This window comes from Serratia bockelmannii (genome assembly GCF_051803255.1).
GTDB classification, from domain to species: Bacteria; Pseudomonadota; Gammaproteobacteria; order Enterobacterales; family Enterobacteriaceae; genus Serratia; species Serratia bockelmannii.
The window spans coordinates 4,608,184-4,620,623 of sequence record NZ_CP196512.1 but is presented as its reverse complement, the minus strand read 5'-3'; the positions used below and the strand labels follow the sequence as shown (position 1 = coordinate 4,620,623).

At 59.3% G+C, this 12,440-nt stretch carries 15 protein-coding genes; 10 read left to right on the top strand and 5 right to left on the bottom strand.

Translation table 11 applies throughout. The features are described 5' to 3' along the window. The first annotated feature begins 1 nt into the window (after position 1). The 5 genes from mlaD to murA all read left to right on the top strand — a co-directional run bounded on the left by mlaD (position 2) and on the right by murA (position 3,206). Positions 2–550 (top strand): outer membrane lipid asymmetry maintenance protein MlaD, encoded by a 549-nt coding sequence (mlaD, locus tag ACSJLU_RS21990; protein ID WP_025304373.1) that lies wholly within the window; start codon positions 2–4, stop codon positions 548–550. 14 nt (positions 551–564) lie between these two features. Beyond that, a complete protein-coding gene (gene mlaC / locus ACSJLU_RS21985) occupies positions 565–1,194 on the top strand; it encodes a phospholipid-binding protein MlaC (protein WP_380826353.1) in 630 nt (209 codons plus the stop codon). Further along, complete coding sequence (mlaB, locus tag ACSJLU_RS21980) at positions 1,194–1,496, top strand: lipid asymmetry maintenance protein MlaB (protein ID WP_025304371.1); 303 nt, start codon at positions 1,194–1,196, stop codon at positions 1,494–1,496. Before mlaC ends, mlaB begins: the two co-directional genes overlap by 1 nt. Positions 1,497–1,636: 140 nt before the next feature. Beyond that, positions 1,637–1,891 carry a BolA family iron metabolism protein IbaG gene (gene ibaG / locus ACSJLU_RS21975; RefSeq protein ID WP_025304370.1) on the top strand — a complete coding sequence of 85 codons (255 nt, stop codon included), beginning with the start codon at positions 1,637–1,639 and terminating at the stop codon, positions 1,889–1,891. Between the two features lie 55 nt (positions 1,892–1,946). After that, entirely contained in the window at positions 1,947–3,206 is a 1,260-nt protein-coding gene (gene murA, locus ACSJLU_RS21970; protein ID WP_004937068.1) for a UDP-N-acetylglucosamine 1-carboxyvinyltransferase, read from the top strand. Positions 3,207–3,277: 71 nt separating this feature from the next. On the opposite strand, the gene degS is transcribed toward murA, so the two are convergent. The 3 genes from degS to zapG form a co-directional block, all read right to left on the bottom strand. After that, entirely contained in the window at positions 3,278–4,336 is a 1,059-nt protein-coding gene (gene degS / locus ACSJLU_RS21965) for an outer membrane-stress sensor serine endopeptidase DegS (protein ID WP_025304369.1), read from the bottom strand. A gap of 88 nt (positions 4,337–4,424) precedes the next feature. Then, positions 4,425–5,795: a serine endoprotease DegQ gene (degQ, locus tag ACSJLU_RS21960; RefSeq protein WP_025304368.1), complete on the bottom strand. Its 1,371-nt coding sequence runs from the start codon at positions 5,793–5,795 to the stop codon at positions 4,425–4,427. Between the two features lie 174 nt (positions 5,796–5,969). After that, complete coding sequence (gene zapG, locus ACSJLU_RS21955) at positions 5,970–6,371, bottom strand: Z-ring associated protein ZapG (RefSeq protein WP_004937074.1); 402 nt, start codon at positions 6,369–6,371, stop codon at positions 5,970–5,972. Between the two features lie 231 nt (positions 6,372–6,602). On the opposite strand from zapG, the gene zapE reads away from it, so the two are divergent. From zapE to sspB, 5 genes are all read left to right on the top strand, one after another. Next, positions 6,603–7,730, top strand: coding sequence for a cell division protein ZapE (gene zapE / locus ACSJLU_RS21950; RefSeq protein WP_439041043.1), 1,128 nt, complete (start codon positions 6,603–6,605; stop codon positions 7,728–7,730). 275 nt (positions 7,731–8,005) lie between these two features. After that, on the top strand, positions 8,006–8,434 hold the full coding sequence (gene rplM, locus ACSJLU_RS21945; RefSeq protein WP_004937079.1) for a 50S ribosomal protein L13: 429 nt from the start codon (positions 8,006–8,008) through the stop codon (positions 8,432–8,434). Positions 8,435–8,449: 15 nt separating this feature from the next. Then, a complete protein-coding gene (gene rpsI, locus ACSJLU_RS21940; RefSeq protein WP_004937080.1) occupies positions 8,450–8,842 on the top strand; it encodes a 30S ribosomal protein S9 in 393 nt (130 codons plus the stop codon). A 325-nt stretch (positions 8,843–9,167) separates the two neighbouring features. Then, complete coding sequence (gene sspA, locus ACSJLU_RS21935) at positions 9,168–9,809, top strand: stringent starvation protein SspA (protein ID WP_025304366.1); 642 nt, start codon at positions 9,168–9,170, stop codon at positions 9,807–9,809. A 5-nt stretch (positions 9,810–9,814) separates the two neighbouring features. Next, entirely contained in the window at positions 9,815–10,315 is a 501-nt protein-coding gene (gene sspB / locus ACSJLU_RS21930) for a ClpXP protease specificity-enhancing factor (protein ID WP_025304365.1), read from the top strand. 61 nt (positions 10,316–10,376) lie between these two features. Here the strand turns inward: sspB and ACSJLU_RS21925 are convergent, their stop codons facing one another. Together ACSJLU_RS21925 and ACSJLU_RS21920 are read right to left on the bottom strand one after the other, a co-directional pair. Beyond that, the gene (locus ACSJLU_RS21925) at positions 10,377–10,856 is read right to left on the bottom strand and encodes a hypothetical protein (protein WP_380826347.1); all 480 of its coding nucleotides are present in this window, start codon (positions 10,854–10,856) and stop codon (positions 10,377–10,379) included. 164 nt (positions 10,857–11,020) lie between these two features. Continuing rightward, positions 11,021–12,439 (bottom strand): glutamate synthase small subunit, encoded by a 1,419-nt coding sequence (locus ACSJLU_RS21920; protein WP_043141970.1) that lies wholly within the window; start codon positions 12,437–12,439, stop codon positions 11,021–11,023. Position 12,440 lies beyond the last annotated feature (1 nt).

The window sequence follows — 12,440 nt, the reverse complement described above, 5'->3', positions numbered from 1 at the left end:
GATGCAAACGAAGAAGAGTGAAATCTGGGTTGGGGCATTTATGCTGATCGCGCTGTGCGCCATCGTGTTTATCTGCCTGCAGGTGGCGAACCTTAAATCGATCGGCAGCGAGCCGACCTACCGCATTTACGCAACGTTCGACAACATCGGCGGCCTGAAACCGCGTTCGCCGGTGAAGATTGGCGGCGTGGTGATCGGCCGCGTGGCTGACATCGAACTCGATTCGAAAACCTACACGCCGCGCGTGGCGCTGGATATCCAGAAAAAGTACGACCAAATCCCAGATACCAGCTCGCTGGCGATCCGCACCTCCGGCCTGCTGGGCGAGCAATATCTGGCGCTTAACGTGGGCTTTGAAGATCCTGAGATGGGCACCACCATCCTGAAAGACGGGGGTACCATTCAGGACACCAAATCAGCCATGGTTCTGGAAGACCTGATCGGCCAGTTCCTGTATAAAAGCGGCGGTCAGGACAGCGCCAAATCGGGAGACGCGGCCGCTGAGCCGGCTGCCGGCGCCGCACCGCAACCCGCTGTTCCAAATCATTAAGAGAGGATACCTGCATGTTTAAACGTTTACTGATGGTGGCTCTGCTGGTGGTTGCACCGCTGGCGAGCGCAGCCGACCAAACCAATCCTTACAGCATGATGCAAGACGCGGCGCAGAAGACTTTCAGCCGTTTGAAGAACGAACAGTCGAAGATCAAGCAGGACCCGAACTACCTGCGTGCCATCGTGCATCAGGAACTGATGCCGTTCGTGCAGGTGAAATACGCCGGCGCGCTGGTGCTGGGGCGTTACTACAAAGAGGCAACGCCTGCGCAGCGCGAAGCTTACTTCACCGCCTTCCAGGCTTACCTGGAGCAGGCTTACGGCCAGGCGCTGGCGATGTATCACGGCCAGACTTACCAGATCGCGCCTGAACAGCCGCTGGGCAATGCCGACATCGTGGCTATTCGCGTCACCATCATCGACAACGGCGGCCGTCCGCCGGTGCGTCTGGATTTCCAATGGCGCAAGAACAGCAAAACCGGCTACTGGCAGGCGTATGACATGATCGCCGAAGGCGTCAGCATGATCACCACCAAGCAGAACGAGTGGGCGTCTACGCTGCGTACCCAGGGCATCGACGGCCTGACCAAACAGCTGCAGGCCGCCGCCGCGCAGCCTATCACGCTGGACAAGAAAAACTGATGTCGGCAGCGCTCAGCTTCGAATCAGAGCAGCAGACGCTGATCCTGCGCGGTGAACTGGATCGGGAAACGCTGCAGCCGCTGTGGCGGCAGCGCGACGCGCTGATGGCGGATAAAACCGCGATCGACGTGGCGCAACTGCAGCGCGTGGACTCCGCCGGGCTGGCGCTGTTGCTGCATCTGCAGGAAGAGCAGCGCCAACGCGGCGTAGCGCTGAAAATTTTCGGCGCCACCGAGCGCCTGAAAACGCTGATCGCGCTCTACAACCTGCAGGCGATAATGCCTGTCGATACCGTCGGTTAGCGGCGTTTTACGCCGCCATTGCGTGGTAAAACGATACAAAGCCCCTGTTATGCAGGGGCTTTTTCTTTAGTTTAAGAAAACATCGTATTCCACTAAGATACTAGGCTGTTTATGATCCTTTAGCGGCAGAACTGGATACTATGGAAACCAACGAGATTAAAGACGTGCTGATGCAGGCATTGGCACTGGATGAAGCACATGTGACGGGCGACGGCAGCCATTTTCAAGCGATCGTGGTCGGTGAACTGTTCGCCGGCATGAGCCGCGTCAAAAAACAGCAGACGGTTTACGCACCGCTGATGGAATACATTGCTGACAACCGCATTCATGCCTTGTCTATCAAGGCGTACACCCCTGAAGAGTGGCAGCGAGACCGCAAACTCAACGGATTTTAAGGCTGTTTGCCCTGCTGGGCGGGCAGCTTCAGATTAGATAACAGAGAGTAGTCAGATGGATAAATTTCGTGTGCAGGGTCGGACCCGCCTGAGCGGTGAAGTGTCTATTTCCGGGGCCAAAAACGCCGCCCTGCCGATCCTGTTCGCCGCCCTGTTGGCGGAAGAGCCGGTCGAGCTGCAGAATGTCCCTAAGCTGAAGGACATCGACACCACCATTAAACTACTCAACCAGTTGGGTACCAAGATTGAGCGCAACGGTTCGGTCTTCGTGGACGCCAGCGGCGTGAACGAGTTCTGCGCCCCTTACGATCTGGTGAAAACCATGCGCGCTTCCATCTGGGCGCTGGGGCCGCTGGTGGCGCGCTTCGGCCGCGGTCAGGTTTCCCTGCCGGGGGGCTGCGCGATCGGCGCGCGTCCGGTCGATCTGCACATCACCGGCCTGGAGCAACTGGGTGCCGAGATCAAGCTGGAAGAAGGCTACGTCAAGGCGTCCGTCGAGGGCCGTCTGAAGGGCGCGCACATCGTCATGGACAAGGTGAGCGTGGGCGCGACCGTAACCATCATGAGCGCCGCGACTCTGGCGACCGGCACCACCGTTATCGAGAACGCCGCACGTGAGCCGGAAATTGTCGATACCGCCAACTTCCTCAATACGCTGGGCGCGAAGATCAGCGGCGCCGGTAGCGACAAGATCACCATCGAAGGCGTCGAGCGTCTGGGCGGCGGCGTGTATCGCGTGCTGCCTGACCGCATCGAGACCGGGACCTTCCTGATCGCCGCCGCGGTTTCCGGTGGCAAAGTGATGTGCCGCAACACCCGCCCGGATACGCTGGATGCGGTGCTGGCCAAGCTGCGTGAAGCCGGTGCCGATATCGAAGTGGGTGAAGACTGGATCAGCCTGGACATGCACGGCAAACGCCCGAAAGCGGTCACCGTGCGCACCGCGCCGCACCCGGGCTTCCCGACCGACATGCAGGCCCAGTTCAGCCTGTTGAACCTGGTGGCGGAAGGCACCGGCGTTATCACCGAGACAATCTTCGAAAACCGCTTCATGCACGTGCCGGAATTGATCCGCATGGGCGCACACGCGGAAATCGAGAGCAATACCGTGATCTGCCATGGCGTTGAGCAGCTGTCCGGTGCTCAGGTGATGGCGACCGATCTGCGCGCTTCCGCTAGCCTGGTGATCGCCGGCTGTATCGCCGACGGCGTGACCGTCGTCGATCGCATCTATCACATCGATCGCGGCTATGAGCGTATTGAAGACAAGCTGCGCGCGCTGGGTGCGAACATCGAGCGTGTGAAAGGCGAGTAAGGCATTAGCGCCGGCGCGGCTGCGTCGGCAGGATGAAAATCAAAGGGCCGGCTATCAATGCCGGCCCTTTTTTAATTGCTGTCTTCCGGGAATTCACCCACCGTCATTTTCAGCGTAATGCGTTTGCCGTCGCGCAACACGATGACCGGTATCTCGGTGCCCGGTCTGATCTCCGCTACCTGATCCATGGTTTCCAGCACGGACACCGCCGGTTTGTTATCCACGTTGATGATGATGTCGTTGATCTGGAAACCGGCGCTGCTCGCCGGGCCGTTCGGCGTAATTTCGGTCACGATGATGCCCTGCAGGCGATCGATGCCGGAATTGGAGGAGCGCAGCGGAATGATCTCTTTGCCCTGAATGCCGAAATAGCCACGGATCACGCGGCCGTCGCGGATCAGCTTGTCCATGATTTTGGTGGCCAGCTCGATCGGAATGGCAAAACCGAGACCCTCCGGCGTTTCGCCGTCGGTGATTTTGTCATAGGTCAGGGTATTGATGCCGATCAGCTCACCCAGCGAGTTGACCAGCGCGCCGCCGGAGTTGCCGCGGTTGATTGAGGCGTCGGTCTGCAGGAACGTCTGGCGGCCGGTGGTGCTCATACTGATGCGCCCGGTAGCGCTGAGAATGCCCTGAGTCACGGTTTGCCCCAGGTTATACGGGTTGCCGATTGCCAGCACCACGTCGCCGACGTGGGCAACGCGATTTTTATTGGTCGGGATCACCGGTAAATTGCCGGGATCGATCTTCAGCACCGCCAAATCGGTCAGGCCGTCGGAGCCGACCAACAGTGCTTCGTAGCGGCGGCCATCCTGCAACACCACGGTGATCTGCTGAGCGTCTTTGATCACGTGGCGGTTGGTGATGATATAGCCGCGTTCGTTCATGATCACGCCGGAACCGAGCGACAGCACGTTGGCGGCGCCGTTCAGATTGCGGTTGTAGATGTTCACCACGGCGGGCGCGGCGCGGCGCACCGCCTTGTTGTAGCTCACCGGCGTTTCGTCGCTGGTATTCTCGGTTTTCTCTGCAAACAGGCCGTTGGAAGAGCGCAGCATGGGCAGAGCGACCAACAGCAGGCCGGCAACGATGAGACCGATAACGACAGAACGCAAGAGCTTAGCAAACATGGAGTTTTCGTGGTGTGGTGAACGATGTTCGGAGGATAGCATGAGTTAACCGGGCGCAGTATGTCACCGAGCCCGGTTTTTGCACAAATTAACGCAGTAGCAGATAAATGGTTTCGTTACCGCGCACGATATTGAGCGCCATCACCGGTGGCTTGGCCTCCAGCACTTTGCGCAGCGTAGTGATGTTGTCCACGCGCTGACGGTTGACGCCGATGATCACGTCGCCTTTCTGCAGGCCGATCTGCGCCGCCGTTGACCCTTTATCCACGTTCTCCACCTTCACACCCTTGTCACCGCTCGGCAACGCGCCGTTACTGAGGGAGACGCCCTGCAGCGCCGGCGACAGCGTTTCGGCATTGGTCGAGGCGCTCTCGCTGTTGTCCAGCGTGACCGAGACTTCCTGCGGTTTGCCATCGCGCAGCAGGCCCACCTTGAGGGTTTTGCCCGGCGCGGTGGTGCCCACCTTGGCGCGCAGTTCGGCGAAGCTGCTCACCGGTTTACCGTCGACGGAGACCAGGATATCCCCAGCCTTGATGCCCGCCTTGGCGGCGGCGGATTTCGGCAGCACTTCGCTGACGAAGGCGCCGCGCTGCGCGTCGGTGTTAAAGGCTTTGGCCATATCCGGGGTCATTTCGCTGCCCTTGATGCCCAGCAGGCCGCGTTTCACTTCGCCGAATTCAATCAGCTGCTGGCTCAGGTTCTGCGCCATATTGCTCGGAATGGCGAAGCCGATGCCGACGTTGCCGCCGCTCGGCGCCAAAATGGCGGTATTGATGCCGATCAGCTCGCCATTCAGATTAACCAGCGCGCCGCCGGAGTTACCGCGGTTGATGGAGGCGTCGGTCTGAATGAAGTTTTCCAGCCCTTCCAGATTCAGGCCGGAACGCCCCAGCGCCGAGATAATGCCGGAGGTGGCGGTTTGGCCCAGGCCGAACGGGTTGCCGACCGCGACGGCAAAGTCGCCGACGCGCAGCTGATCGGAGTCGGCCATCTTGATGGCGGTCAGATTCTTGGTGTCACTGAGCTGCAGCAGGGCGATGTCGGATTGCTCATCGCGGCCAACCAGCTTGGCGTCCAGCTCGCGCCCGTCGTTCAACTGCACGCGAATTTTATCGGCGTTGTTGATGACGTGGTTGTTGGTCAGCACGTAGCCTTTGGCGGCGTCGATGATCACGCCGGAACCCAGCCCCTCAAACGGGCGGGAGCTCTGCTGTTGGCCGGGGAAGTTAGGGCCGAAGAAGCGTCTGAACTCTTCCGGCAGCTGTTGACGCTGCACCTGAGTGCCGGCGACATGCACGCTCACTACGGCCGGCAAGACTTTTTCCAGCATCGGCGCCAGGCTCGGCAGCGGCTGCCCCTGAACGGCGACGGGCAGGGCCGCGTTGGCCACCGGTACGGAGCTGAGCGTCAGGCCGAGGCTCATTGCCAATGCACTAAGAATTAACGACTTTTTCTTCATTGATTATAACTCTCTCAATACCTGCCGATGAAAATTTGATGATAAGGCAATCACCTTGTCATAGTGAAGGGTAAGACCGTGAATTTGCGTGCAAAGTTCAGTAAAGGTAATGCGAGGGAAGGTCAAGACGGTAAACGCGAGGAAGCCCGCGGGTGGCCCCGCGGGCGAAGGGGATCAGTCGCGGCGCGCGCTTTGCCCGCGCAGCAGGCCGGAGGCACCTTCCGAATAGTCGCGCGGCATTTCCACCGGCGCTTGATCGTTGTCTGCTTCCGCTTCGGTCAGGCGATAGCGGAACGGATTTTCCTGCATCGGCAGATCCGGCAGCAGGTTGTTCGAGCTTTTCGCCATGTGCTGATACAGCTGACGATAATCGCGCGCCATGTTGTCCAGCAGCTCGGCGCTGCGGGCAAAGTGGCCGACCAGCTCCTGACGGTACTCTTCCAGCTCGGTTTTGCTCTTGTCCAGCTCGTTCTGCAGGACTTGTTGTTGACGTAATTTACGGTTGCCAAAACGCATCGCCACCGCACCAATCACGATACCGACGACCAAACCAATCAGCGCATACTCCCAGGTCATGATGACTCCTATTTTGACTTCGTTGTTCCGCAGGGATTTTTCACTTAATAATATCCACTATAACCGTTAACCTTGTCCGAGTGGAATCCTGATGCGCTTCCACCTAATTTTTACAGGGTTTTCAGCGGCGCCCGCAGCGGGCATTTGTGGCGATAACGGTGCGAATCGGCATCAACTTGCCGCCAACGTTGGCTAAATAATTTCTAAGCGTTCTTAGGGAACATCGAACAGATGCAGGCACTATCACCGTTATCTCGCTACCAGCAGGCGCTGGATGCGGGCGAATATCAGGCCGATGAGGTTCAACGCCGGGCCGTGACTCAACTGGATCGCATTTATCAGGCTCTGCTGCAAAAGCCGGCGGCGAGCGCGCCTGCCGGCGGGCTGCGCGGCAAGCTCAGCCGCTTGCTGGGCAAGGGCGGCGACACGGCGCCACAGCGCCCGGTGCAGGGGCTGTATATGTGGGGCGGCGTCGGGCGCGGCAAAACCTGGTTGATGGATATGTTCTTCCACAGTTTGCCGGGCGATCGCAAAATGCGTCTGCACTTTCACCGCTTCATGCTGCGGGTGCATGAAGAGCTGACCGAGTTGCAGGGGCGGGAAAACCCGCTGGAAATCGTCGCCGACGGCTTTAAGGCCGAGACCGACGTGCTGTGCTTCGACGAATTCTTCGTGTCCGACATCACCGACGCCATGCTGCTGGCCACGCTGCTGCAGGCGCTGTTCGCGCGCGGCATCACGCTGGTGGCCACGTCGAACATCCCGCCGGACGATCTGTACCGCAACGGTCTGCAGCGGGCGCGTTTCCTACCGGCCATCGATCTGATCAACGAGTACTGCGACGTGATGAACGTCGACGCCGGCATCGACTATCGTCTGCGTACCCTGACCCAGGCGCACCTCTACCTGACGCCGCTGAGCGACCAGACGCGCGAGACGCTGGATCGGATGTTCGTCAAGCTGGCGGGCAAGGCGGGGGAGGACGCGCCGGTGCTGCAGATCAACCATCGGCCGCTGCAGGCGACCCGTTCGGTGGACGGCGTGCTGGCGGTGGATTTCCACACGCTGTGCGAAGAGGCGCGCAGCCAACTGGACTACATCGCGCTGTCGCGGCTGTATCACAGCGTGATCCTGTATAATGTGCAGGTGATGGGGCCGCTGAAAGAGAATACCGCGCGCCGTTTCCTGGCGTTGGTGGACGAATTCTACGAACGGCACATCAAGCTGGTGATCGGCGCCGAAGCGTCGATGTTCGAGATCTATCAGGGGGTGCAGCTGAAATTTGAATTCCAGCGCTGCCTGTCGCGCCTGCAGGAAATGCAGAGCGAAGAGTACCTCAAGCTGCCGCATCTGCCCTGAGTCTGCCGGGCTTGCCGCCGCCATATCGCCGGTTGTCCGCCGCCGGCGATAAATTTATTTTCCATTCAAAAACCGTTCGATCTTTGTGAGCGACTTCTCTATAATCTTGCGACCCCACGTTACAACAAAGTTTTTTTTCCCAAAAACTTTATAGTGCCGGCAATGGCTATTCGAAGGGGTAGGTTTGCTGGACTTGTATGGTCGTGTGAGCCTCAACTGTTTTCGAGCGTTTGGGTGTTCACCAACGTGTAACTAATTATTGGGTAAGCTTTCTAATGAAAACTTTTACAGCTAAACCAGAAACCGTAAAACGCGACTGGTACGTTGTTGATGCAGATGGTAAAACTTTAGGCCGTCTCGCTACTGAACTGGCTCGTCGCCTGCGCGGCAAGCATAAAGCGGAATACACCCCGCACGTGGATACCGGTGATTACATCATCGTTCTGAACGCTGACAAAGTTGCTGTAACCGGCAACAAGCGTACAGACAAAGTGTACTACCACCACACCGGCCACATCGGTGGTATCAAGCAAGCGACCTTTGAAGAGATGATTGCCCGCCGTCCTGAGCGCGTGATTGAAATCGCGGTTAAAGGCATGCTGCCAAAGGGCCCGCTGGGTCGTGCTATGTTCCGTAAACTGAAAGTTTACGCGGGCACCGAGCACAATCACGCGGCACAGCAACCGCAAGTTCTGGACATTTAATCGGGATTAATGGCAATGGCTGAAAATCAATACTACGGCACTGGTCGCCGCAAAAGCTCCGCCGCTCGCGTCTTCATCAAGCCGGGCAACGGTAACATCGTTATCAACCAGCGCAGCCTGGAACAGTACTTCGGTCGCGAAACTGCCCGCATGGTAGTTCGTCAGCCGCTGGAACTGGTCGACATGGTTGGCAAACTGGATCTGTACATCACCGTTAAAGGTGGTGGTATCTCCGGTCAAGCTGGCGCTATCCGTCACGGTATCACCCGTGCACTGATGGAGTACGATGAGACTCTGCGTTCTGAACTGCGTAAAGCTGGCTTCGTCACCCGTGACGCTCGTCAGGTTGAACGTAAGAAAGTCGGTCTGCGTAAAGCACGTCGTCGTCCGCAGTTCTCCAAGCGTTAATTTTCGCTGCTTCGGCAGTGCGATTTACGCAAAAAACCCGGTGCTTCACCGGGTTTTTTTATGCCTGAAATCCGCCGTCCTCGACTAAAATCTGTGGCATATCAGACAATTCAACATGAATTCGCCGCACCGCCCCCACAAAACAAGCAAAATCTGGTAAACTATCACCCACTTTTGCGCCTGTTCGCCGTGCAGTTGACCTCCTGGGCCGGTTTTTTATGGGTTCGGGTCGCGCTGCGTGCTGCCGGCCTGCGGCAAGATTATTCAGGATAGCAGCCTGTCAGTTGGCTATTCGCAGTATTTTCTAGATAACTTGGAGGTTTTCATGGCTGTCGCTGCCAACAAACGTTCGGTAATGACGCTGTTCTCTGGCCCGACCGACATTTTTAGCCATCAAGTACGTATCGTACTGGCGGAGAAAGGTGTCAGCGTCGAGATCGAGCAGGTCGAAATGGATAACCTGCCGCAAGATCTGATTGACCTCAACCCTTATCAGACGGTGCCTACGCTGGTCGATCGCGAACTGACCCTGTATGAATCCCGCATCATCATGGAATACCTGGATGAGCGCTTCCCGCACCCGCCGCTGATGCCGGTTTACCCGGTTGCCCGTGGTGAGAGCCGTCTGATGATGCTGCGCATCGAGAAGAACTGGTACTCGCTGATGGACAAGATCGAGAAGAGCAGCGGTCAGGAAGCGGAATCCGCCCGTCGTCAGCTGCGTGAAGAGCTGTTGGCGATCGCGCCTATCTTCGGCCAGACGCCGTATTTCATGAGCGAAGAGTTCAGCCTGGTGGATTGCTACCTGGCACCGCTGTTGTGGCGTCTGCCGCAGCTGGGCATCGAATTGAGCGGCGCCGGCTCTAAAGAGCTGAAAGGCTATATGACCCGCGTCTTCGAACGCGACGCTTTCCTGGCTTCCCTGACCGAAGCCGAGCGTGAAATGCGCCTGCAAACCCGGGGTTAAGCGCGATGGACATGTCTCAGATGACGCCGCGTCGCCCGTATCTGCTGCGGGCGTTCTACGACTGGTTGCTGGATAACCAGCTGACGCCGCACCTGGTGGTCGACGTGACTCGCCCGGATGTTCAGGTGCCGATGGAGTTCGCGCGTGATGGCCAGATCGTGCTGAATATCGCGCCGCGCGCGGTAGGCAACCTGGCGTTGGGCAACGAAGACGTGCAGTTTAACGCACGTTTCGGCGGCGTGCCGCGTCAGGTTTCGGTGCCGATGGCAGCCGTACTGGCGATTTATGCGCGTGAAAACGGCGCCGGCACGATGTTCGAACCGGAAGCCGCCTACGACGAGAGCGAAGGCGTGTTCGAAGGTCTGGACAATGAGACGATCCCTTCGGAAACCCTGATGTCAGTGATCGACGGCGATCGCCCGGATACCGCGGAAGATGACGGCCCGGACGACGAACCGCCGCAGCCGCCGCGCGGTGGCCGCCCGGCGCTGCGCGTGGTGAAATAAGCCCGCGTGAACAAACGAAAAAGCACCCCGTGGGGTGCTTTTTTTGCCCGGACGAAGCGGATCAGCCTTTCAAGGCGGCAATGCAGGCATCGCGCGGCGCGCTGAGATCGCCTACGCGCACGGTGGACAGCGCGTGGGCTGCACGCTCACGGAAGCTGGTGATGGCGGTGTCGCCTTGCACTTCCGGTGGCGCGGTGCAGATGTCATTGAGCGGCAGATCGTTGCCTTTGTTGAGCGCCTGCAATACCGCTGCCGGGTTGTAGATCAGGGCCGCGGAGAGGGCAGATTTAATGCCGGCGGTAAATCCGGCATTGCCGCCGCCGGCCAGCTTGGGCGCCAGAGCAATCCAGTTGTCGTCCCCCAACCGGATGCCGTTTTCCACGGCGCTGAACTGCCCGGCCTTGCCCAACTGCGCCACGACCGGCCGCGCGCCGCGCGCTTCGATATTGTAACCGACCTCCTGCGAATCCAGCGCCAGGGCTGAGGCGCTGAAACTGACGGCCAGCAGCGCGCCGGCCAACAGGGAAATGGAGCATTTCATGTTCGCTATCCTTATCTCGGTGTCAGGCGCAGCCGCGCCCTGCAATGGTGCTAACTCAATACTATAGCGCGTTGAGGCGGTGGGGAGAGGGGAGGTTGTTACAAAGCGTGGCCGGTTAAAACAAAGGCCCGGCAACGCGCCGGGCCTTTGGCGGTACGGAAGGTTTACACTTCCAGGTAGTTCATGATGCCGTCTGCCGCTTTGCGGCCTTCGGCGATCGCCGTCACCACCAGGTCGGAGCCGCGGACCGCGTCGCCACCGGCGAAGATTTTCGGGTTGCTGGTCTGGAATGCGTTGTCGCTGCCTTCCGGCGCCACGATGCGGCCCTGTTTATCGAGCTGCACGTCGTGCGCCGCCAGCCAGTCCATACGGTGTGGGCGGAAGCCGAACGCCATCACCACCGCGTCGGCGTCGATAACGTGTTCGGAACCCGGTACCTGCTCCGCCGCCTGACGGCCGTTGGCATCCGGTGCGCCCAGCTGAGTGCGCACCATTTTCACCCCGGCCACGCGGCCGGCGCTGTTCAGTTCGATGCTCAGCGGCTGCAGGTTGAACTGGAAGTCCACCCCTTCTTCCCGCGCGTTCTTCACTTCGCGCTTGGAGCCCGGCATGTTGGCCTCGTCGCGGCGGTAGGCGCAGACGACCTGCGTCGCGCCCTGACGCACCGAGGTACGCACACAGTCCATGGCGGTATCACCGCCGCCCAGCACCACTACCCGCTTGCCTTCCATGCTGACGTAAGGCTCGTGCTGCTCGGTTTCATAGCCCATCAGCTGCTTGGTGTTGGCGATCAGGAACGGCAGCGCGTCGTACACGCCCTGCGCTTCCTCATTCTCCAGGCCGCCGCGCATCGACTGATAGGTACCGACGCCGAGGAACACCGCATCGTACTCGCTCAGCAAGGTCTCCATGCTGATGTCTTTGCCCACTTCGGTGTTCAGCTGGAACTCGATGCCCATCTCGCTGAAGATGCCGCGGCGTTTGACCATCACTTCCTTTTCCAGCTTGAAGGCCGGGATACCGAAGGTCAGCAGGCCGCCGATCTCAGGATGACGGTCATACACCACCGCTTTGACGCCGTTGCGGGTCAGCACGTCGGCGCAGGCCAGCCCGGCAGGGCCGGCACCGACGATCGCCACGCGCTTGCCGGTCGGCTGCACGTGCGACATGTCCGGCTTCCAGCCCATTTCGATGGCCTTATCGCTGATGTAGCGCTCGATATTGCCGATGGTGACCGCGCCGAACTCGTCGTTCAGGGTGCAGGAGCCTTCGCACAGGCGATCCTGCGGGCATACGCGGCCGCACACTTCCGGCAGGCTGTTGGTCTGATGCGCCAGGTCCGCCGCTTCCATGATGCGGCCTTCGTTGGCCAGTTTCAGCCAGTTCGGGATGTAGTTGTGCACCGGGCACTTCCACTCGCAATACGGGTTGCCGCAGGACAGACAGCGGTCCGCCTGGGCCTTGGCCTGGGTTTCCGAAAACGGTTCGTAGATCTCGACGAACTCGATTTTGCGGATCTTCAGCGGTTTCTTTGGCGGATCAACACGCTGCAGGTCGATAAATTGATAAACGTTCTGGCTCATT